At 63.4% G+C, this 21,921-nt stretch carries 20 protein-coding genes; 13 read left to right on the top strand and 7 right to left on the bottom strand.

Translation table 11 applies throughout. The features are described from left to right. Positions 1–16 precede the first annotated feature (16 nt). A complete protein-coding gene (locus ACSW29_RS13230; RefSeq protein ID WP_230817426.1) occupies positions 17–766 on the bottom strand; it encodes a hypothetical protein in 750 nt (249 codons plus the stop codon). A 154-nt stretch (positions 767–920) separates the two neighbouring features. Here ACSW29_RS13230 and ACSW29_RS13225 point away from each other — a divergent pair, with 154 nt between their 5' ends. Continuing rightward, positions 921–1,331, top strand: coding sequence for a VOC family protein (locus tag ACSW29_RS13225; protein WP_317555185.1), 411 nt, complete (start codon positions 921–923; stop codon positions 1,329–1,331). 12 nt (positions 1,332–1,343) lie between these two features. Here ACSW29_RS13225 and ACSW29_RS13220 read toward each other — a convergent pair whose 3' ends face one another. Further along, a complete protein-coding gene (locus ACSW29_RS13220) occupies positions 1,344–2,378 on the bottom strand; it encodes a glutathione S-transferase family protein (RefSeq protein ID WP_317829025.1) in 1,035 nt (344 codons plus the stop codon). A gap of 23 nt (positions 2,379–2,401) precedes the next feature. Continuing rightward, complete coding sequence (locus ACSW29_RS13215; RefSeq protein WP_317829024.1) at positions 2,402–3,091, bottom strand: GNAT family acetyltransferase; 690 nt, start codon at positions 3,089–3,091, stop codon at positions 2,402–2,404. A 144-nt stretch (positions 3,092–3,235) separates the two neighbouring features. Between ACSW29_RS13215 and ACSW29_RS13210 the strand changes: the two genes are divergently transcribed. Together ACSW29_RS13210 and ACSW29_RS13205 are read left to right on the top strand one after the other, a co-directional pair. Beyond that, positions 3,236–3,859 carry a PadR family transcriptional regulator gene (locus ACSW29_RS13210; RefSeq protein ID WP_230817430.1) on the top strand — a complete coding sequence of 208 codons (624 nt, stop codon included), beginning with the start codon at positions 3,236–3,238 and terminating at the stop codon, positions 3,857–3,859. 2 nt (positions 3,860–3,861) lie between these two features. Further along, the gene (locus ACSW29_RS13205) at positions 3,862–5,346 is read left to right on the top strand and encodes a DHA2 family efflux MFS transporter permease subunit (RefSeq protein ID WP_230817431.1); all 1,485 of its coding nucleotides are present in this window, start codon (positions 3,862–3,864) and stop codon (positions 5,344–5,346) included. Here the strand turns inward: ACSW29_RS13205 and ACSW29_RS13200 are convergent. Then, on the bottom strand, positions 5,306–6,706 hold the full coding sequence (locus tag ACSW29_RS13200; protein ID WP_317829023.1) for an FAD-binding oxidoreductase: 1,401 nt from the start codon (positions 6,704–6,706) through the stop codon (positions 5,306–5,308). The two genes, ACSW29_RS13205 and ACSW29_RS13200, sit on opposite strands and share 41 nt — an antisense overlap. Between ACSW29_RS13200 and ACSW29_RS13195 the strand changes: the two genes are divergently transcribed. The 4 genes from ACSW29_RS13195 to ACSW29_RS13180 all read left to right on the top strand — a co-directional run bounded on the left by ACSW29_RS13195 (position 6,705) and on the right by ACSW29_RS13180 (position 10,562). After that, entirely contained in the window at positions 6,705–7,505 is an 801-nt protein-coding gene (locus ACSW29_RS13195) for an enoyl-CoA hydratase/isomerase family protein (protein ID WP_317829022.1), read from the top strand. The two genes, ACSW29_RS13200 and ACSW29_RS13195, sit on opposite strands and share 2 nt — an antisense overlap. A 94-nt stretch (positions 7,506–7,599) precedes the next feature. Beyond that, positions 7,600–8,793, top strand: coding sequence for a class I adenylate-forming enzyme family protein (locus ACSW29_RS13190; RefSeq protein ID WP_317829021.1), 1,194 nt, complete (start codon positions 7,600–7,602; stop codon positions 8,791–8,793). Between the two features lie 35 nt (positions 8,794–8,828). Beyond that, positions 8,829–9,590: a crotonase/enoyl-CoA hydratase family protein gene (locus ACSW29_RS13185; protein WP_230817435.1), complete on the top strand. Its 762-nt coding sequence runs from the start codon at positions 8,829–8,831 to the stop codon at positions 9,588–9,590. A 6-nt stretch (positions 9,591–9,596) separates the two neighbouring features. Further along, positions 9,597–10,562, top strand: a complete 966-nt coding sequence (locus ACSW29_RS13180; RefSeq protein ID WP_003945144.1) for an adenosine deaminase — start codon at positions 9,597–9,599, stop codon at positions 10,560–10,562. A gap of 3 nt (positions 10,563–10,565) precedes the next feature. On the opposite strand, the gene ACSW29_RS13175 is transcribed toward ACSW29_RS13180, so the two are convergent. Then, entirely contained in the window at positions 10,566–11,879 is a 1,314-nt protein-coding gene (locus ACSW29_RS13175; protein WP_317829020.1) for a D-arabinono-1,4-lactone oxidase, read from the bottom strand. Between the two features lie 78 nt (positions 11,880–11,957). Between ACSW29_RS13175 and ACSW29_RS13170 the strand changes: the two genes are divergently transcribed. Both ACSW29_RS13170 and ACSW29_RS13165 read left to right on the top strand, forming a co-directional pair. After that, positions 11,958–12,605, top strand: coding sequence for a TetR/AcrR family transcriptional regulator (locus ACSW29_RS13170; RefSeq protein ID WP_230817438.1), 648 nt, complete (start codon positions 11,958–11,960; stop codon positions 12,603–12,605). A 70-nt stretch (positions 12,606–12,675) separates the two neighbouring features. Beyond that, positions 12,676–13,851 (top strand): amino acid deaminase/aldolase, encoded by a 1,176-nt coding sequence (locus ACSW29_RS13165; protein WP_230817439.1) that lies wholly within the window; start codon positions 12,676–12,678, stop codon positions 13,849–13,851. A gap of 28 nt (positions 13,852–13,879) precedes the next feature. On the opposite strand, the gene ACSW29_RS13160 is transcribed toward ACSW29_RS13165, so the two are convergent. Continuing rightward, the gene (locus tag ACSW29_RS13160; RefSeq protein WP_317829019.1) at positions 13,880–17,323 is read right to left on the bottom strand and encodes a TM0106 family RecB-like putative nuclease; all 3,444 of its coding nucleotides are present in this window, start codon (positions 17,321–17,323) and stop codon (positions 13,880–13,882) included. 83 nt (positions 17,324–17,406) lie between these two features. On the opposite strand from ACSW29_RS13160, the gene ACSW29_RS13155 reads away from it, so the two are divergent. Further along, positions 17,407–18,048, top strand: coding sequence for an alpha/beta hydrolase (locus ACSW29_RS13155; RefSeq protein ID WP_317829018.1), 642 nt, complete (start codon positions 17,407–17,409; stop codon positions 18,046–18,048). Between the two features lie 5 nt (positions 18,049–18,053). On the opposite strand, the gene ACSW29_RS13150 is transcribed toward ACSW29_RS13155, so the two are convergent. Continuing rightward, a complete protein-coding gene (locus ACSW29_RS13150; protein ID WP_317829017.1) occupies positions 18,054–18,671 on the bottom strand; it encodes a cysteine hydrolase family protein in 618 nt (205 codons plus the stop codon). A 92-nt stretch (positions 18,672–18,763) separates the two neighbouring features. Between ACSW29_RS13150 and ACSW29_RS13145 the strand changes: the two genes are divergently transcribed. Genes ACSW29_RS13145 through ACSW29_RS13135 form a run of 3 tightly spaced genes read left to right on the top strand, consistent with a single transcriptional unit; the run spans position 18,764 to position 21,906 of the window. Next, a complete protein-coding gene (locus ACSW29_RS13145; RefSeq protein WP_317829016.1) occupies positions 18,764–19,465 on the top strand; it encodes a FadR/GntR family transcriptional regulator in 702 nt (233 codons plus the stop codon). Continuing rightward, on the top strand, positions 19,462–20,832 hold the full coding sequence (locus ACSW29_RS13140) for an FAD-binding oxidoreductase (RefSeq protein WP_448277462.1): 1,371 nt from the start codon (positions 19,462–19,464) through the stop codon (positions 20,830–20,832). Before ACSW29_RS13145 ends, ACSW29_RS13140 begins: the two co-directional genes overlap by 4 nt. Positions 20,833–20,880: 48 nt before the next feature. Next, on the top strand, positions 20,881–21,906 hold the full coding sequence (locus ACSW29_RS13135; protein WP_448277461.1) for an NAD-dependent epimerase/dehydratase family protein: 1,026 nt from the start codon (positions 20,881–20,883) through the stop codon (positions 21,904–21,906). The last annotated feature ends 15 nt before the right edge of the window (positions 21,907–21,921 follow it).

Genomic DNA, 21,921 nt, shown 5'->3' with positions numbered 1-21,921 from the left:
CCTACGGCCCGGACAGCTATCTGCGGATGGCCCGGCGTGTCTGCGTTTCGGGGAGGAGTGCGGCATCGTCGGCAGGCATCACGATGAGGTGATCGGTCCACCTGGCGGGCGCGGGTCCGAAGGCTTCGCGCGCGTTCTTGACGACGCCCTTGCCGATGGCCCGGTTACCCGCGCCACCGATGACGGCACCGATCCCGGCGGGAACGAGCTTGCCGAGGATCAGTGCGCTGCGCCTGGCGGCGTACTTGGTCACGAACTTCCGCACGAGGGTGCTGTTCATTCCCTTCATCGTGGGTCCGGGAATCTTGCTCGTGATCGCGGTTCCCCAGTTCTTGGCCGTGATTCCGGTGGCCTTCTGGACGATCTCCATGCCGGATTCGCCGAGGGCGACTGCCAGGACCAGGGCGCGTCGTTGCTGGTGATCCTGCACGGAGATTCCGTGCACTGACGCAATCGCCAACGTCAGCAGCGCCGACGCTTCGAGGAAGAAAGCCGATTCCGCACCGACGGCAGCGATGGACGCGACCGTTCCGACGCCCGGCACCGCGGCCGTGGCACCGACGGCACTGCCGCTTCCGGTCACGGCGAGAATGAACATCTTCTCCATCCGCTCGACGATCTGAGCGGGTGACTCGTCGGGGTGCGCCTTACGGACATGGTTGACGTATTTGGCCACTGCGGGCGCTTGCAGGCGGCTTCCGTTGTCGAGAACGGAAACGAGGACCTTCTCGATACGCCCGCTGTCGTTGTTCGTCGACTTGCTCATTGCTGCCCCTCCACAGTTGTCCTCCTCTGAAGCGAGGTGGACCGTATCTCGAGAATAGGTGAAGTTTTCGGTAGCGGCGGTGATCGCAGGGGCCATAGGCTCGTACGAGACTCGGTTTTCTTCGTGAGTTTTCCCAGGCAGGAGTTCGAGTGTTATGACCGCCACTTCGGAACCTCGTTCGACGACCATCTGGCCGACACTGCGCTACCTCGACGCCCGATCGGCAATCCACTTTCTGGTGAGCACCTTCGGTTTCGTGGAGAAGGCCGTCTACGGAGAGGGGGACGTGGTCGACCACGCCCAACTCGACTGGCCCGGCGGTGGCGGCATCATGCTGGGTTCCCCGCGGACCGATTCGGCGATCGCCGGCCTACCACCCGGAATCGGTTCGGTGTACATCGTGGTGGACGACGCAGACGCCGCCGATGCACTCTACGAACGCGCTGTCGCGGCCGGTGCCACGATCACGCAGGGATTGCGCGACGAAGACTACGGTTCGCGAGGTTTCACCTGCCGTGATCCAGAAGGTGTGTACTGGAGTTTCGGGACGTACGCAGGGGAGTAGCGTCGCCCCGATCTATCTGGTGGCCCAGTGCTGCGCTGGAACCACTTCCGACGGGATGGGCGGATGAGGCGGTGTGCCGTCCCCGAACGGTCGGCCGCCCAACTGTTCGCGGCCGTGTGGTTCGAGCCAGTGCGTCAATTCCGGTCCCTTGGGCACGATTCCGGAGGGATTGATCTCGGAATGCACGATGTAGTAGTGAGCTTTGATCTGTGTGAAGTCGATGGTGTCACCGAATCCGGGAGTCTGGAACAGATCGCGCGCGTAGTCCCACAGCACCGGCATCTCGCTGAGTTTGCTTCTGTTGCACTTGAAGTGGCCGTGATAGACGGGATCGAATCGCGCCAGTGTCGTGAACAGGCGTACGTCAGCTTCGGTGATGGTGTCGCCTACCAGGAAGCGTTGCCGCGCAAGACGTTCGGTGAGCCAATCGAGACGGGCGAACAGCGTGTCGTATGCCTCGTCGTAGGCCTGCTGTGAACCGGCGAACCCGCAGCGGTAGACGCCGTTGTTCACGTCGCGGAACACGTACTCGGCTACTTCGTCGATCTTGTTTCGCAGAGGCTCCGGGTACAGATCCGGTGCACCTTCGCGGTGGTACTTCTTCCACTGCGTCGAGAAGTCGAGGGTGATCTGTGGGTAGTCGTTCGTGACCACCTTGCCCGTGGAGATCTCCACCATGGCGGGTACCGTGATTCCCCTGGGGTAGTCGGGATCTCGGGCGAAGTACGCGTCCTGTAGTCGTGGGATCTTCAGTACCGGATCGACGCCACCGGGATCGAGATCGAAGGTCCAGCTTCGCTTGTCGTGGACCGGACCGCAGATGCCCATCGACAGTACGTCTTCGAGGCCGAGCAGGCGGCGGACGATGATGGCGCGGTTTGCCCAGGGGCAGGCACGCGCCACGATCAACCGGTATCGCCCCGGTTCGACGGGGTAACCGTCGCGACCGTCCTCGGTGATCCGGGTCTGGATGTAGTTGGTGTCGCGCTTGAATTCACGACCCTCTTCGACGAATGTCGGTTCGCTCGCGCCATCTTCCGTACTCATCTGCGGTTCCTCTCGTTCGAGTGTCAACTGGGCAGGTGCACGTGTACCCGAGCGTATGCCCCCAGAACGTCGAATTTGGCTTTACGTGGAAGCGTTGCGCTGATCGCACTGCCCCGACTCGTGCGTAGTTGTGGGATCAATCCCGAATCCAGTGCGTCCTCCGCGGCCAGAAGTGTTACTCCGCAGCCGATTCCGCGCCGGCGGTGCGCTGGGGCTGTCAGGGTCGTGAGATCTGCCACGAAACCTTGGAATTCGGAGTACGCCGCGCATCCGAGTACCTCGTTGTCATCGGTGAGTGCGGTGAACCACCGCGTGCGGGTCTCGAGGTCGGCGGTGGTGCTGTCGTCGGGTGGGCACAGAGCGGCAACGGCGAGGGCGTCGTCGACCTCGTGGGAGATCAACAGTTGTTCCTCTGGTGGTGTCTCGGTGTAGTCGCCGAGGAAAGCGAGGTCGACGGGTCCGGTGATTCGGCCGCCATGATCGCCGGTGATGTCGAGTAGACGCGCAGGTTGTAGTAGCGCTTCGACGGAGATGTCCGTCGTGCGCTCGATGAACCACTGTGGTCCGACAATCGCGCCACCGCCGGCCAGGTCCAGCACGTGGATGTCGGCGCTTACCACTCTGGCGGTGTGTGCTGGTCGCAACGCGGAGTCGCCGAGGCCCAGTTCGCGTGCCCATGCGAGTCGGATGATGTCGAGGTGATGATCGTCCACTCGCTACAGGCTAGTCCGGTTCGAACGGGTTGATCGAGATGGCCGAAGGTCGTATATTCCATGTGGACTATTTCGCGTGGAATAGTCAAGAAATAGTCAAATACGGCTCGTCAGGCACCTGCGGCCTGTCAGGGAGGGGGACTCATGGGTGACGTGTCACTGACGCCTTTGGGAATCACAGTTCTGGGCCTGCTGTCCGAGCGTTCGATGCACCCGTACGAGATGTATCAACTCGCCTCGGTTCGACGGGGCGATCAGCTGGTGAAGATCAAGCCGGGATCGCTCTATCACACGGTCTCCCGGCTGGAGAAGCAGGAATTGCTGGCTTCGATCGGGACCGATCGTGAGGGCAATCGACCGGAACGGACGACGTACGAGATCACCGCCCGAGGCCGTGATGCTCTCGAGCACCAACTACGTGAGATGTTGGCGGTTCCGGTGCGGGAGTATCCGCGGTTGCCGCTCGCGCTCGCCGAAATGCACAACCTCTCCGCATCGACTGCGTGTCAGATGCTTCGGATCCGTCTCGCACACCTCGACAAGACGATTGCGAAATTCGAGGTCGACTACGAAGCGGTGAAGGCCGCGGAAAAACCACGAATCTTCACGGTGGGTGCGGACTACGCCCACGCACTCACGATCGCCGAAAGAGAGTGGATCGGCGCGTTGGTGACAGACATCGAGAGCGGCGAAATGCCCTGGCTCTCACAAGAACTTCTCGACCGGCTGGCCGGCTCCGCAGGCTCGTCCGCACTACCTAAGGACTGAAGATGGAAAAGCAGGTCAATCCCTGGCACGCGCTGTGGGCGCTGTGTATCGGGTTCTTCATGATTCTGGTGGACAGCACCATCGTTGCTGTCGCCAACCCTGCGATCATGGAGGACCTCGGCACCGACATCAACAAGGTCGTCTGGGTCACCAGCGCGTACCTGCTGGCGTACGCGGTGCCGCTGCTCGTCACCGGCCGACTCGGTGACAGGTTCGGACCGAAGAACCTGTACATGATCGGCCTCGTACTGTTCACCGGCGCATCACTGTGGTGTGGTCTGTCCGGCAGCGTCGAGATGCTCATCGTGGCAAGGGCTTTCCAGGGCTTCGGTGCCGCAATGATGACTCCGCAGACCATGGCGGTCATCACGCGCACCTTCGCGCCGAACAAGCGTGGTGCCGCAATGGGCCTGTGGGGCGCCGTTGCCGGCGTTGCGACGCTGGTCGGTCCGCTTGCCGGTGGTGTGTTGGTCGACAATCTCGGCTGGGAATGGATCTTCATCGTCAACGTCCCGGTTGGTGTCATCGCTTTCCTGCTCGCCTGGAAGCTGGTTCCGTCGCTGCCGACGAGCGAGCACAAGTTCGACATCCCCGGCGTGATCCTCAGCGCCGCAGGCATGTTCCTGCTCGTGTTCGGAATCCAGGAAGGCAGTTCGTACGACTGGAACGGATTCGTCTGGAGTCTGATCGGCGCCGGTGTGGTGTTGCTCGCGGTGTTCGTGTTCTACCAGTCGCGCAACAAGAACGAGCCGTTGCTTCCCCTCGAACTCTTCAAGGACCGCAACTTCTCACTCGCCAATGTCGCCATCACCGCGATGGGCTTCGCGATCACGTCGATGGTCCTTCCGCTGATGTTCTACACCCAGGCAGTTCGCGGACTCTCCCCGACGCAGTCGGCGCTCCTCCTCGTTCCGATGGCCGTGCTGACCGGCATCTTTGCCCCGATCATCGGCAAGCTCGTCGACAAGACGCATCCGCGCTACATTGCGGGCACCGGCTTCCTGCTGTTCGCGATCGCCCTGGGCTGGCTGGCACTGGTGATGTCTCCCGACGTCGCGATCTGGGAACTGCTTCTGCCGATCGGTCTGATCGGCTTCGCCAACGCGTGCATCTGGTCTCCGCTCGCGGCCACCGCCACACATAACCTGCCTCCGATGCAGGCGGGCGCGGGCGCCGGCGTCTACAACACCACCAGGCAGGTGGGTGCGGTTCTCGGCAGCGCTGCGATCGGCGCTCTGATCACCGCGCGATTGGCTGCCCAGGGTCTGACCGGCGGTAGTTCCGAAGCCGGGGTGGGTCACCTACCCGAGTTCGTCCGTGAACCGTTCAGCACGGCGATGTCGGAGTCGATCTGGCTGCCCGCAGGTGTGCTGCTCATCGGTTTCGTCGCCTCGGTGTGCTTCGCTCGGCCTCTACGCGGCGACGCCCACGACGACGCGATGGCCGTCAGTGCCGAAGCGCGTCGGGAAACATCACTGCGCGATTGAGATAGTCGCTCGGGTCAAGGGCTCGCTTGATCGCCCACATCGTGGCTATGTCCTCCGCCGAGAGCGCCAGGTCCAGATAGTTGCGTTTGAGCGAGCCCACTCCGTGCTCGGAGCTGACGTTTCCACCGTGATCGCGAACCAGTTCGAGGACGTTGCGGTAGACAGTGTCGGCGTTCGGGCAGTTCAGGACATTGAGGTGGATGTTTCCCTCGGCGATGTGTCCGAAGAGAACGGGGATCGCCTCCGGTGCGCGATTCGCGATCACCGCGGCGGCGTCCTCGGCAAAGGTTGCGAGCGAGTCCAGGGGCAGTGCCGCATCGAATTTCAGTGGGGGACCGAAGAGTCCGACCACTTCGGCGAAGCATTCCCTCGCCGCCCACAAGCGCGTCGAACTTGGGCCGTCGACTGCCACCGACGGAGTTTCCGGCGGGGCGATGCGTTCGAGTGCTTCGGCCAGGCTTTCCATCGGATCGTGAGCCGCGGATACCTCGGCGAGGAGATACCACGCGCGCCCCGTCGGCACTGCCGCGTTCAACCGTCGTGCGGCCAGTTCGAGTCCGCGGCCGTCCAACAATTCCAGTGCGTCGACGCCGTCGAGAGTGCGCAACGTTCGCCCCGCGTCGACGACGTCCTCCAGCCTGTCGAAACCGGTCAGTGTCGTGACCCGGTGTGCCGGCACCTGGCGCAGTTTCAGATCGACTGCCGTGACCACACCAAGAGTTCCTTCGCTGCCCACCCACAGTGCAGGCAGGTTGTATCCGGAATTGTCGGCCAACACTTTCGGTGACCGGCGCATCGTGGTTCCGTCGGGGATCACTACCTCGAGGCCGAGCACCTGTTCGGCCATGTTCCCGTATCGAACCGTGTGCAAGCCACCGGCATTGGTGGAGACCATGCCGCCGATGGTCGCCGTGTCCCGTGACGCTATGTCGACGCCGAATTTCAGGCGGGCGTCGGCCGCAGCGGAATGTACCTGCGCGAGTGTCACTCCCGCGCCGACGGTGATCCGCCTGCCAGCCGCGTCGACTTCACCGATCGTCGTGAGACGTTCGGTGGAGAGCAGGACGTCGTCGTGCTCCGGCACCGCGCCCGCGACCAGGCCGGTTCGTCCGCCCTGAACGGTGACCGGTACACCGTGGGAGCGGCACACGTTCAGCACTGCCGAGACTTCGGCGGTATTTCCGGGTCGGACCAGGGCGCTGGCGTGCCCGCTGTAGCGCCCCGTCTGGTCGGTGGAACGGGTCGCCAACACGTCGGTGTCGTCGACGACGAACCGGTGTCCCACAACGTCCGCGAGCGCATTTCTCAGACCGTCCACCCGACGATCGTAGGCCGGTTCCATGTGGCAGTGTGGCGGCATGACTGCTCCCGAATCGCACCCCACCCGTCTCGAGCGCTTCACCACCGATGGTGGTGCCGAGGTGGCTGTCCTGACGTTCGCGCACGGACCACTCAATCTGTTCGATCAGGCCATGTTCGACGCGGTCATCGCCGACGTTGCAGCGTTGACCGAGAATCCGCCGCGAGCTGTCCTCCTGCGCGCGGAGGGCAAGGTCAACTCGGCCGGCGTCGACGTCCACGTCTTCGACGGACTGAACCCGGAGCAGGGCGCGGAGTTGTGGCGCGAACTGTTCGCCCAGATCTGCCATCCGCTCGAGGCATTGCCGTGCCCGGTGATCTACGCGGCGCACGGGTTGACTCTGACTGCGGCATTCGAGATCTCCTTGGCCTGCGACATCATCCTCGCGGGGCCCAAGGCAAAGTTCGGGCTGGTCGAGACTGTGGTCGGTCTGACGCCGTCTATGGGCGGACCGCAACGCCTGGCCGAGCGCGCCGGTTCCGGACGGGCTCGGGAGTTGGTCATGACCGGCGATCTGTACGACGCCGCAACCCTGCACGCCTGGGGCGTCGTCAATGCAGTCCACGACGACGTCGACGGTGCGGCGCGGTCCCTCGCGACCAGGTTGGCGGACGGACCCACGCGAGCCCACGACGCCACCAAGCAGATCGTGGCGGCGTGGCGTTCCGGCGGCATCGCTCATGCAGATTCGGTGACTCCCGGGGTGTCCGGTGCGCTGTTCGACACCGACGACCTGCGCGGCGCCGTCCGCAGTTTCCTCGACGTCGGCCCGGGTAAGGCCGTCTACTCCGGAAATTAGATATCCGACATTTATCGTCAGAGACCTCCACGAACTGTGATCCACGTCATATAGTCGAAGGGCCGGTGGGTTCGTCAGTGACGTGGAGGTATCGATGCGGTCGACGCTTGTGGAATACCCGTGTTCAAATCTGCTCCTCGCCGACGCCCGCGTCACTCGCGCGGGTGACGGGGTGCTCCGGTACAGCCAACTGGACCCGTCGCTGTCCGAACTCCTCGATATCGCCGTCCATCGGTTCTCTTCACGCATTGCGGTCGAGGAGGTCGACGGCGAGCAGGTCACCTTCGCGGAACTGTGGGCCGAAGCGTCGCGGGTCGCAGGCGGGTTGAAGTCGCGAGGCGTCGAGATCGGCGATCGTGTGGCGATTCGTTTCGCCGCGGGGGTGCGATGGATGGAGGGGTGCCTCGGCGTCATCCTCGCGGGAGGTGTCCCGGTCTCTGTCGGTGTGCACTTGAGTGACGATGCAGCGGACTTCGTCATCGCGGACAGTGGCTCGGTGCTCGTGCTCGATGGTGAACTCCCACAAGGTGTTCCGTTCATCGACGACGGTGCGGCCCCGGACGAGATGGCTATCCTCGCGTACACCGCCGATTCTTCGGGCGAGATGCTGGGCGTCGAGTTGAGTAACGAGAACGTGCTCTCCGCTATCGTCGGTATTCTGCACTCGCGCGACTACGGCGTCGAAGGTGTGCGGAATCTGCTGGTGGACAATGATTTCAAGTCTGTGCGTCAGTTCGTGCACGTGCTCGCGACGCTGGTGGTCGGTGGAACGGTGGTCCTCGCCGGCGACTTCTGGCGCGAGAGTGTGCATACCGTCGACATCGTGACCGGGCGGCCCGAGGACTTGCTCGAGCCACGGTTGCTCACGCTCGGACCGGCGGCGCGTGCCGGTTCGAGGTCGGTGCAGTGGATCGACTGTAGCGGATCGCCGATCACGGCCGAGCAAGAAGCGAAGCTGCTGACGATGTTCCCGGCCGCTCGACATGTGATCGGTTGGGGTAAAACCGAAACCTGTGGGGCCGGTCTCATTCTGCCGGCCGAGTCGGCACCCACACACCTCGGCAGCGTCGGAATCGCCTTCGGCGGAATGGAAGTGGCGTTGTACGGCCCGGACGCGCCGGGTGGTTTCGGTGAGTTGCTGTGCCGCGGGCCGAGTGTCACGCGTCGGTATTGGAATTCGCCGGAAGCGACCTCGCAGAGATTCACCCAGGGGTGGTTCTGCACTCACGACACCGCGCAGATCGACCCCGATGGCTTCGTCCGTATTGTCGAACGCAACGTCGCGTAGTCACGCGAGTATCGTCGACAAACGAGAGGGACATCATGGCGGACGAGGTTCTCACCGAGCGGCGCGGGCGGACGCTGATCATCACCATCAACCGACCCGAGGCGCGCAACGCCATCAACTCGGCGGTCAGTCACGCGTTGGCCGCTGCGGTCGAAGAGCTTGATGCGGACGACGATCTGTCCTTGGCGGTGCTGACAGGTGCAGGCGGAAACTTCTGTGCCGGTATGGATCTGAAGGCATTCGTGGCCGGCGAGAACGTACTCGTGCCGGGACGCGGTCTCGGATTCACGGAAGGGCCCCCGCGCAAGCCGATCATTTCGGCGGTCGAGGGCTTCGCGTTGGCAGGCGGCACGGAACTCGTGCTCGCCACCGACCTGGTGGTGGCGTCGTCCGAAGCGAAGTTCGGTATCCCGGAGGTCAAGCGAGGACTGGTTGCAGGTGGCGGCGGATTGTTGCGCCTGCCCAAGCGGATTCCGTACCAGAAGGCTCTGGAACTGGCCCTGACCGGTGACAGTTTCACCGCCGAGGAGGCATACCGCTACGGCTTCGTGAACACGTTGACCGAGCCGGGCAAGGCGCTCGAAGGCGCACTCGACCTGGCAGATCGAATCACCCGCAACGGACCGCTCGCGGTTGCGGTCACCAAGGAGATCATCGTCAAGGCCGGCGGGTGGTCCGACGACGAAGCTTTCGCGAAGCAATTGCAGGTGATGGCGCCGGTGTTCGCATCCGAAGATGCACGCGAGGGTGCAACGGCGTTCGCAGAGAAGCGTGCCCCGGTCTGGAAGGGGCGCTGAACGGACATGGCTACTCCTGTTGCCGAACTGCACATGCACATCGAGGGTTCGCTGGAACCCGAACAGATCTACCGGCTCGCCGAGCGCAATCGAATGGATCTGCCGTACAAGGACATCGACGATCTGAAGTCGAGGTACGAGTTCACCGACCTGCAGTCGTTCCTCGATCTCTACTTCGCCAACATGGCCGTCCTGCGTACCGCGGAGGATTTTGCCGACCTGACGCGGGCGTATTTCCGTCGGGCGGCTGCCGCCGGAGTCGCGCATGCCGAGTTCTTCTTCAATCCGCAGGCGCACGTAGTCCGTGGTGTTCCGCTGACCGAGGTCCTGGACGGGATCATGGATGCGGTGGCATCGAGTGAGCGCGAGTTCGGGCTCAGCAGTGCGGCAATCGCCGCCATTCTCCGTGATCAGCCGGTCAAGGACGCCGAAGAGATCTTCTCCGAAATCATTCGTTTGCAGGCGCCGATCGTCGGGCTCGGACTCGACTCCGCCGAGGTCGGCAACCCGCCCTCACTGTTCGAAGACGTGTTCGCCCGTGCGCGTGCCGAGGGCTTGCACGTCGTTGCTCACGCCGGTGAGGAGGGACCGCCCGAGTACATCTGGCAGGCGCTCGACATTCTCGGCGCCGAGCGTATCGACCACGGAGTCCGGGCGCTCGAGGACCCTGCCCTCATCGAACGTCTGGTCGACGAGGAGATTCCACTGACGGTCTGCCCGTTGTCGAACGTTCGTCTGCGAGTGTTCGATTCGCTGTCGGATCATCCGCTTCGATCGATGCTCGAGATGGGTTTGATCGTCACGGTCAACTCCGACGACCCGGCCTATTTCGGGGGATACGTCGACGACAACTTCACCGAACTGGGCCGAGCCTTGGGGCTGACCGAGGCCGAGCGCGACACTCTCGCCCGGAACTCGATCAAAGCCTCGTTCGCCAGTGACGCGCGAAAAGCGGAACTGCTGCGGCACTGACCGTCAGTCGCCGAGCACCTGACGTAGGTATTCGTTGTCGAACACTCGATTCGCGTCGTACTTGTCTCGAACGGCGACAAAATCGTCCAGTCGATCGTACGTAGGACGCAGGTCGTCGACGGTCCGGTTGTGCATTTTTCCCCAATGCGGCCGGCCGTCGACGGCGCGCGCGATGGCTTCCACTGCGGCGAAGTATTCGGTTTCAGGTCGGCGGTGGTACTGATGGACTGCGATATAGGCGGTGTCGCGACCGTGAGCGGTCGAAAGCCAGAGGTCGTCGGCGGCAGCAAAACGTACTTCGACGGGGAAAGCGACGTTTGTTCCGGACTTCTTCATCCAGCGATCGATTTCGTGGAGCGTCTCGGTGACGTGTTCGCGGGGAATCGCGTATTCCATCTCCTTGAACTTCACCCGGCGCGAGGACGCGAATACTCGGTAGCTGCGATCGGTGAACTCGCGGGCGCCGAGCAGTCGAGATGACACGTTGTTGATTCTCGGGATCGCGGCCGGTGCCAGGGTGGCGACGCGATTGACACCTTCGAAGAGTGTGTTCGAGAGGAGCTCGTCGTCGACGAACGCGCGGACCTTGCCCACCGGATCGGGTTCGGTATCTCCGGGGAGTCGGGTGTTGCTCTTCGTGAGCACGCGGTCGGTGTGCGGAAACCAGTAGAACTCGAAGTGATCCAGGCCTAGGCGATCGCTCTCGAGGGTGTCCAGTATGTGAGACAGCGTGTCGGGTTCCTCGATTGCGCGGAGCGTGAATCGCGGTACGCAAGCGAGAGTGATCTTCGAAATGATGCCGATTGCACCCAATCCGAGACGCCCTGCTTCGAACAATTCGACATTTTCGTCGGCACTTGCGGTAACGACGGATCCGTCGGCGAGAACGATCTCGATTCCGTGAATCTGTGTGGCGATACCGCCGAATCGGGCGCCGGTTCCGTGCGTGCCGGTGGATGTCGCGCCGGCCAGTGACTGGACGTCGATGTCGCCGAGATTGGCCATCGCATATCCGCGTTGCCACAGGGCGTCGTTGAGGGCGTGAAGGCGAGTGCCTGCAAAAACAGTGACCAGCGCGCCGTCGTCGGTCGGCGTGATCGAATCGATTCCGTTCAGGTTGTCCAGGCTGACGAGGATACCGTCGGTGACCGCGACACCGGTGAACGAATGGCCTGCGCCGACTGCCTTCACACGTTGGCCACGCGCCGCAGCTTCGGCGACCAACGACGAAAGTTCACGGGTATTTGTCGGCGTCGCAAAGCGACGCGGCGAGGCACTTTGAGTACCCGCCCAGTTCTGCCAAGTGTCCGAAGCCATTACGCAATAATGTACTTGGACGGTCGTCCAGGCAAGTATTGCGCGAAGATTTTGTCATTTGCGTTCTACGATCATTGGATGCTGAACAGGCTCCCGGCGGACGAACGCCGCACACAATTGGTCGAGTCCGCTTTGTCGATTGCGGAACAACGCGGTGTCAGTTCTGTGACGGTAAGGGCGGTGGCAGAAGAGGCCGGCGTATCGCTCGGCGTCGTTCATTACTGCTTCGAGAGCAAGGAAGCGCTGATCGCGGCGATGGGTGAAACGCTCATTTTGCAGCTCAGTGCGTCGATGCAGTACGCGTTCGCGCAGGTGCGACACGCGCCGGATCTCAGCGGCGTACAGGGGCTCAAGGAATTGCTGCATATCGGGTTGACGGGAATGTGGCCCACTATCGAGGCAACGCCGGACAGGCAGTTGTTGACCTACGAAATCACCGCGCAGGCTCTCCGCAGTCGTAATCTCGGCGCTGAACGTGCTGGGGCTGTTGCTTTCGAGCAGTACCGAATCATGGACGAGCTTGCGGTTTCGTTTCTCGAGGAGTGCGCCAAGATTTCCGGCACCGTGTGGACCGAGCCGTTGAGTTCGATTGCGCGCCTGAGTCTTGCCCTTATCGACGGTCTCGTCCTGCGATGGCTGGTCGATCGTGACTCCGACGCGACTATCGCGGAGTTCGGAGAAATGGTTCAGGTGATTGCCAACAAAGCTGTGATCGCGCCCCAGTAAAGGCTCCATCCTGGACATACGTCCAGTATTGGTGATTGACTGGTCGCACGCCGCGACGATTGGATCATCTGTGACCCGGACCCTCGATCGACTCACTGCTGCCACGCGAGAACTCGACCCGCCTCTGGCCGCTCTGGATCTGACCACACTTCGCAGTAATGCAGCCGACCTGGTGCGCCGCGCCGGTGGAACACCAGTGCGAGTGGCGAGCAAATCGGTTCGTTGTCGGACGGTTCTGGCTGAAACTCTCGGCGACACACTGACCGCGTCCGGGGGATTCCGCGGAATCATGGCGTACTCACTGCGAGAGGCTTTGTGGCTGGTCGGGTTGGGCGCACGGGACATCCTGATGGGATACCCGACCGCGGATCGCGGCGCCATCGCGGATCTCGCGGCCGACGACACCGCCCTCGAATCGATCACTTTGATGATCGACGACGATGCACAGTTGGATCTCATTCGTTCGGCGTCGACGGGGGATGCGCCTGTCCGGGTGTGTCTCGACGTCGACGCGTCACTACGGATCGGCCCGATCCATCTGGGCGTAAGACGCTCGCCACTGCGCGAACCTGCCGCGGTCGCCGCACTCGCGGCGCGTGCTCGCCAGCGCGGATTCTCCGTCGTAGGAGTGATGTTCTACGAAGCTCAGATTGCCGGCCTTCCTGACACCAGTGCTCCGATCGGTTGGGTCAAGAAAGCCTCTGCGCGCGAATTGGCGTCCAGAAGGGGCGCTGTGGTCGCGGCCGTCACCGATGCCGTGGGTGCACTCGAGATCGTCAACAGCGGCGGCACGGGGTCGCTGGAGGTCAGCTCGGCCGATCCTGTGGTGACCGAGGTAACAGCAGGCTCCGGGTTGTATGTACCGACCCTGTTCGACCGCTACCGCGCCTTCCGACCCGATCCTGCGCTGTTTTTCGCTCTGTCGGCAGTGCGCAAGCCGACCCCGTCCGTGACGACCCTGTTCGGCGGCGGATACATCGCGTCGGGACCTGCGGGAGCCACCCGCGTTCCGTCGCCGATCTGGCCTGCCGGTCTCAAACTGCTCCGCAACGAAGGTGCAGGCGAAGTTCAGACCCCGGTCACCGGAAAGGAAGCCGGAAACATCGCGATCGGCGACCGGGTATGGTTCCGGCACGCCAAGGCCGGCGAGTTGTGCGAGCGCTTCGACCGCGTGTACGTGGTCGAAGCCGACGGCACCCGAACCTCGGTTCCCACCTACCGCGGCGAAGGGCAATGCTTCGGGTAGGACAGGCTTTGGGTGTGAAAATACTCGGCTAGCTCGTCAACCTCATGAACGCGCCCAGCTCCACCAACCCTGCGGGCGTATTGGGCATGTACTGCGTCAACGCGTGTGATCGGACGATGATCGCGCACCACTTGCCGCGGGAGACAGCAACATTGAGGCGGTTCCGCGACAGCAGGAACGACATTCCTCGCGGGACGTCCTCGACGGCAGAGGCAGCCATCGACACGATTGCCACCGCGGCCTCGCGGCCCTGGAACTTGTCGACGGTGCCGACCTCGACCTCCGTGAGACCGGCCTCGGTGAGATCGCGCTCGACGGTGCCCACCTGTGCGTTGTACGCCGCGACCACGAGAATGTCCGACTGCTCCAGCGGCCTGGTTCCCTCGAACTCGCTCGGGTCGGTCCATGGCGTACCGAGAAGGCCCTGGATCTGGCGAACGATCTCCTGCGACTCTTCCGGAGAGTACGTGGAATTACCGCGGTGATCGACGAACACCGTGTGCACTCCGGCAGCGAGTCCGTCGAGTTTTCTTGCCGCACTCACGGTTTCCTGAGAATGGAGCTTGCCCTCGTACGACAGTGCGGACACGGGCGCACACAGATCCGGGTGCATCCGCCAAGTCTTCTCGAGGAAGTAGCCGAGTTCGGGTGGCAGTGCGCCGTGTCCCTCGGCGAGCCAACCGAGTGCCGATTCGTCGACAGGTTCGGGGTGAGTGCCTTGGCTGACCTGCGGCAGTTGCTGTGGATCGCCCAGTAGCAACAGGTTTCGCGCGGAGATCGCGACGGCTATGGTGTTGGCCAGCGCGAATTGACCTGCCTCGTCGACCACGAGCAAGTCCAAACTGCCGGCGGGAACACGATCTGTGTTCGCGAAGTCCCATGCAGTGCCGCCGATGACGCAGCCGACGCCTTCCGCTTCGGCGATGAAACCGGCGTATTCCTCGGACGCGATGTCCTGCCATTCCGCCGTCTTGCTGCGGCTGCCCTTCTTTGCGACCAGTGCGGGGTCCACGCCGGCTTTCAGAATGCCGCCGAGCATGTTCTCGACCACCGAATGTGATTGTGCCACCACTCCGATTCGCCAATGGTGTTGTTCGATCAGTGTCTTGACGACACGAGCGCCGGTGTAGGTTTTGCCCGTACCCGGAGGACCTTGCACCGCCACGTAGGAATCATCGAGGTCGAGAAGTGCGGCAGTGATGGCGTCCGCGTAGTTGTTGTCGGTGCCGACAGCTGGCAGCGGTGAACCCGAGAGGGTTCTCGGGGTGCTGCGCCTGAGGATGTCGACGGCTGCGATGTGTGGCAGTTCGGGCAGGGTCTCACTGGCGGCGGACGCGGCAGCGGCGATGGACTTCTCCATACGTCCGGTGGGAATCGGGCGACCAGGTGCCAATGCGACTGGGGAATCGATGTATTCGTCACCGCTGAGCAGTTCTTCGACGGTGACCACGTCGAGCCCTTCGGACTTGACGACGGCGGTGACCTTGACGCTGCTGGTGCCGCGCTGGGTGGGGTTCTCGCTTGCAACGGCATCCGGGGAGGGGGTTGCGTAGAGCGCGAAAAGGTCACTGCCCGGGCTCAAAGACGTTCCGGTGCCGAAACTCCCAGTCAACTGGATGTGGCGACGAAACTTCTTCTGCCGCGGGGTGCTCTTGTGCCAGTCTGCTTCGATTTCGGACTGCTCGACCACCATGACGTCGCGGATGTCCACGAGGTCTTCGATCGGTGTGACCAATCGGTCGAAGTGGGCCCACCAGTACGGCTTCCGCTCGCGATTGTGGTATCCCACTGCTGCGGCCAATAGAGCAGCAGCCTGCTGATCGGGGGTGCGTGTCGAACCGGCCTTGTGGCCGGCGAAGTCGCGGAGCGCGATTTCCGATTCGGTGAGTTCTTCGAGTGGAATCTTGATCTGTCCGGTCGGCTCACGAAGTTCGACACCGTGTTCTGCGGCGCGCTCGGCGAGCCAATCACGCAGGCGGAGAGTGGATTCGCAGTCGTACTCGTTGTAGTCGGCGATGCCCTGAAGAAGATCCCTGGCCTGGTCGGCTTGTCCGCCGTCGCGTAATTCGCAGTAGTCGGCATAAGCGACGACCGAGGCGGCGGCGTTGGTCACGTCACCGTCGCGGCCGTGCTCACCCATGTAGAGCGGCTCCAGTTTCTTGATGCTGTACGAGCGTTGCCCGATCCGTAGGCAGGCGCGGACGATCGGATACAGGTCGACGAGCACGTTCTCGCTGAGCAGCGTGTCCACCGTCTGCTCGCCGACACCGTGACGGGCGGCCAAGCGCAACAGCGCCGACTTCTCGTACGCGGCGTAGTGATAGATGTGCATCCCGGGGTGGGCTTCGCGGCGGGCGGTGACGTAGTCGAGGAAGTCGAGGAGCGCTTGGCGCTCACCCTCGCGGTCGTGTGCCCAGAACGGCTTGAACACGTAGTCGTCCGCCGGCCCTTCGACCACGCCGAACAGGTACTCCAACCCCCAGTCGGTGGATCCGTCCTCGGCCCAGAGTGGATCGCCCTCGAAGTCGAAAAAGATGTCACCGGCGTCGGGGACGGGTAGACCGCCGAGCGCCGAGGGCTCGTAGACCTCGAATTCGGCGTCGCCGGATAGTTCCTGGCGGAGTTGAACAGCTGCCTGCGCACGGAGTTTGTCGAGGGTCTCCCGGCGGATTCCCTCAACTGGGCCAGTGCTCGAGGCGAGTTCGTCGATTGTCGTGATCCCCGAGACGATCAGTTGTTCGCGCTGATTGCCGCGGACACCCGCAACCAGCAGGAGGTCCCGATGGCTTTCGACCTCGACGCTGCAGGTGTCACATCGGCCGCAACGCAGGTACCGATCGTCGAGCCACTGGGTTGGTTTTCCCTCGGCGCGGTGCTCGTCGAGGACTCGTTCGAGTTCAGCTCTGCGCGCCGCGAACACCGGTGCGATGTCTCCGATGTCGTGTGACGATGTGCTGCCGTCGCCGAGCAGCAGGTGAACCTGAGCGGAGGCGGCGATTGCATTGCGCTCCAACGCGTCTGCGTACGCGGCGAGTTGGAGGAGCGCCGACACCTTGGCGTGCCGGGAGAGTTTGCTGTCGTAGACGGCGTAGGTGTCGCCTTCGCGGACGAGGAAATCGCAGAACCCGAGGAACCGGCCGTCGAAGAATGTTCCCTGATATATCACGGGAGCGCCTGATCGGGCTGCTTCGACGGTCGCCAGGGTGGCGGCGGTCAATCCCGAGCGTGAGTGTTCCGGGCGCGGCATGATGACGACGCCGTCACCGTGTTGATCGATGAACTTCTGGAGCTGTTCGCGCTCGTGCGAGTCGCCGAGGCTCGACGTTCGCTCGAGCATCGGATCCGCCTCGACGGCCTCGGCCGCGATCAGACCTGTACGGGCGTCGAGTTGCCGCAACAGCGCGAACTCGCACGAGGCAGCAGCAGAGAGGTCGCTGGCGCTGTAGACGATCTGATCATCGAGTAGGAACACAGGGCGATTGTGCCATCGCTCACCGACAAGGCAACCCGCCAGTAATCGCCCACGCGCCGCGGATACCGGTCGCGGAGTGCAGAATGACGATCATGCCCTTCTTCGACGGACGAACCGGTCAGGTGCACTTTCGGCATTGGCCGGCGGCAGGGGGTGCGGTGCCCACGGTGTCATTGGTCTTTCTTCACGGTCTCGGTCAGCACAGCGGTCAGTACCACCGCTTCGCGGGTGCTATGACGGCGTCGGGGATAGACGTGTGGGCGATCGATCACACCGGGCACGGCTTGTCGGAGGGTGATCCGGGGGTTGGCGCTCCGCTGTCCGATCTTGCTGCCGACGCAGCCGCGCTGGCTGACATCGCTTTGGCGGAACTGCCCGACGTCCCGCAGGCGGTGATGGGCCATTCCTTGGGTGCGGTGGCGGCGCTGACGATGCTGGCTCATCGCGACCACGATTTTGCCTCCGCGGTGCTGTGCGGCATTCCGCGCAGCGCGGTCGAGCAACACGGGTGGGCGGAACTCTCCGAAGCCGGGATTCCGGTGTTGGTCGTTCACGGCACCGACGACCGGATCGCGCCGGTCGATCCGGTCCGAGGCTGGGCCCGGACGCTGCGCAACGTCGAGATGCGCGAGTTCGAGGACGCCGGTCACGACCTACTGCACGAGAAGGTTTACGCCAGTGTCACTGGCGTCACCCGTGAATTCCTTCTCGCGCATTCCAGGTAGGCCTCTCAGGCGAGTGCGTCAAGCACCTCTTTCGACGTGACGGGATGCGAGAACATCGGGTAGTCGTAGGTGATCGCGTTCTCGTGTTCGGCGACCGAAGTTCCGGCTACACAATCGGTGAGAGTGATGACCCGGTAGCCGTTCTCGTATCCGGTGCGCATGGTCGATTCGACGCAGCAGTTGGTCAGGAAACCGCCGAGAAGGATCGTGCGAATTCCTTTGCTGCGCAGAATGAAATCGAGGTTGGTACTGGCAAATGTGTCGAGTCCGCGTTTGCCCTCGATGACGATGTCGCCGTCCTTCGGGGTGAGGTCGTCGACGATCGCGGCGCCCCACGAGCCCTTCACGAAAGCCTTGCCGTCGACGACGCCCTTGAGGATTCCGTACGGATGCGAGGTGATTTCGTTGTACCCCTCGGCGAAGGTGATCGGTGCGTGCATCACGGTGACACCCGCCGCGCGGGCCGCATCCACCAGCGCGGCGGTGTTCGCGAGGAGTCCGTTCGATTCCATGACCGGTGCGACGGCCTCGTGGAGGACGCCGCCTTCGGTGGTGAAGTCGTTCTGGTACTCGATGAGCACGACGGCGGTGGTTGCGGGATCCAATTCGAGCTTGTCGGTCATGGTCGGCACCTTCTCTGTTGTGGTCCGGGTCACGAATCAAACTAATTAAACAGTTTGTCAGACAAGCAGGCAAGGGGTGGTAGCGTCGCGGCATGGATACGACTCCGTTGTCGCGCATGCCGCTCAGCCTTGCCGTGTCGGGAAGAATCCGCGCTGCAATACTCGACGGCTCGCTTCCCGTCGGTGAGGCTTTGCCGACCGAACAGGAACTTGCACAGACGTTCTCGGTGGGTCGATCGACGGTCCGTGAGGCACTTCGCGTCCTACAGGCGCAGGGATTGCTGACCGGCGCGGACACAACGTCGACAGCCAGACCTCGGGTGACGCACGAGCATACGGCCGATTCCGCAGCCACCGCCCTCAGTACCGCGTTGCAGGTGGGTGCAGTTCCCCTGGGCGATCTTGTCGAACTACGAGTGCTGCTCGAAGCCGCTGCACTGCGCACAGTCGGTGCGGTGCCAGGCGACGCCAGGGACGCGATCGAGCGGATGCGCGTCGCGACGCTTGCCGACGACTCGGTCGCCTTCCACGACGCAGACGTCGACTTTCACGTTGCGCTTGCCGGAGCGGGCGGGAACAAGGCGTTCGGGTTGGTCATGGCGGTTCTGCGCGACAGCATCGCCGGCTACTTGCTGAGCGAACTCGACGCGCGACAGAACTCGGCAGCCACACTCGGCGCACTGCTGAAAGAACACGAGGGTATCGCCGACGCGATCGAGCGCGGCGCCTCCGACGAGGCTGCCGATTTGGTCGAGCGCCACGTGCGCGGATTCTACGAAGGACGAACGGAATGACCACGAGTATCGATCTGTTGGGCGAACACTTGCAGAAAGCGCTGGGGGACAGGGCCACAACCGATCCCGACCGAATGGGTGCGTACGTCCGGGATCAATCACTGCTCACCGCAGCCGGAAGACCCGCCGCGCTGGTCAAGGCAAAGACGGTCGACGACGTCGTCGCCGTCATGACGGTGGCCCACGAACTCTCCGTTCCGGTGGTGACGCGAGGGGCGGGTACCGGATTGACCGGCGCCGCCAACGCGCTCGACGGATGCATCGTTCTGAGCGTCGCGGGCATGAATCGCATTCTGGAGATCGATCCCGCCGCGCGCACCGCCACGGTGGAGCCCGGAGTGATCAACGGCGACCTCGCCGAAGCTGCTGCACAGCAGGGACTTTGGTACGTACCGGATCCGGGAAGCCGGGCCATCTCGAGTATCGGCGGCAATCTGGCGACAAATGCGGGCGGCATCTGTTGCGCCAAGTACGGCGTCACCGGTGATCACGTCGCGGCCCTGACGGCGGTGCTGGCCGACGGGCGTGTGATCCGTACCGGTGCACGGACGCGCAAAAATGTTGCGGGGCTGGACCTGACACATCTGCTCGTGGGGTCGGAGGGGACTCTGGCGGTCATCGTCGAAGCCACGATGCGTCTGCGTACAGCGCCAACAGTCGCGACCACCGTTGTCGCGTTTTTCGATTCCGCGGAGTCCGCAATCGATGCCGTCCTCGCCGTGTCGGCAGTGGCCGAACCGTGTCAGATGGAGTTGATGGACGACGTCACAATCGGCGCGGTCAATCGCCTGACGAAGATGGGGTTGGACGAATCGGCCGGGGCGATGCTGCTCATCCAGTGCGACGGTAGGTCAGCGGCCGCCGAGGCAGCGGACTGTGCCGCGGCGTGCGAAAGCGTCGGGGCGCGAGAAGTTTTCCACACCGACGATCCGGTGGAAGGTGAAGAGTTCACCGCGGCTCGCCGGATGGCATTACCTGCTCTCGAGGCGTTGGGCACGGTGCTACTCGACGACGTCGCGGTGCCCGTGCCTGCGTTACCGTCCATGCTGGGGGGCATCCGCGAGGCGGCCGAGCGTCACGGTGTCACGATCGGAACCTTCGGTCATGCCGCCGACGGAAATCTCCACCCGACCATCGTGTTCGACGCCGCCGAAGCCGGAGCGCAGGATCGTGCCCGCGGAGCGTTCGACGACATCGTCGCCGGGGCGCTGGCGTTGGGCGGAACGATCAGCGGCGAACATGGTATCGGTGTTCTCAAAGCGCCGTACATGGCAGACATGGTCGGCGAGACCGAACGCGAAATGATGCTCGCAGTGAAGGCCGCATTCGATCCGAAGAACATTCTCAATCCGGGGCGAGGTATCTGAGCGTTTCGTCCGAGCCTCACTCGCCGGAAATTGCGCTACCAGACGAACATGTTGCCGCACGACGCTTTTCGAGTGACGATGGCCGTCATGAAGCTGCTGATGCTCGGAGGAACACGGTTCCTCGGCCGCGCCCTCGTCGACGACGCTCTGGCGCGGGGCTGGGAAGTGACAGTGCTCCATCGGGGGCTCACCGGAGCGCCACCGCTTGATGCGGAGGTCCTGTTCGCGGATCGCACCGATCAGCGAGCGATGGCCGAGGCGCTCGGTGACCGTCGATGGGACTTTGTCGTCGACACGTGGTCGGGTAGCCCTCGGGTGGTCGGTGAGAATGCACGCGTCTTGCGTGGTCACGTCGAACGGTACGCATACATTTCCAGCGGATCCGTCTACCAGTGGGGCTCGCACGTCGACGAGTGCTCACCTGTGGTCGCCGCTTCCGCGACGTCCGACGACGGCAGCGATTACGCGTCCGCCAAACGCGGCGCCGAACTCGCTGTCCTGGAATTCTTCCCGAATGCACTGCTCGCGAGGGCAGGGCTGATCCTCGGACCACACGAGGACATCGGGCGATTGCCGTGGTGGCTGCAGCGCATCGGCGCAGGAGGCCGCGTCGTTGCTCCCGGGGTGCCGACCAGGCCACTGCAATACGTCGATGTTCGTGACATCGCATCTTTTGTCCTGTCCGGACTGGTCGCAGGGATCGGCGGGGCATATGACGTCATCAGCCCGTCCGGGCACACCACAACCTCCGGGCTCCTTCAGGCGTGCGTGGACGCCACCGGTTCGGGCGCGGAATTGGTGTGGATCGACGAGGACAGGCTGGCGGCCGCTGGAGCGCAGCCGTGGACACAACTGCCGTGTTGGGTCCCGCAAAAGGGCGAGTTCGCGGGTTTCCTCGAAGCCGACACCGCCAAGGCAGCGCGGACCGGGTTGCAGTGCCGTCCCGTCGAAGGCACCGTGCGCGATACCTGGGAGTGGATGCAGCAGGAAACTCTGCCGACCCAGCGGGAGGATCGTGCGGTGCACGGACTGCCTCCGGAGATCGAAAGAGAACTTCTGTCCGCCGGAGACTGAAACGCGTCTGGCCCG

The sequence above is a fragment of the Rhodococcus sp. GB-02 genome, assembly GCF_053470465.1.
The sequence above is the reverse complement of the archived record's forward strand: the minus strand, read 5'-3'. Positions and strand labels throughout refer to the sequence as shown.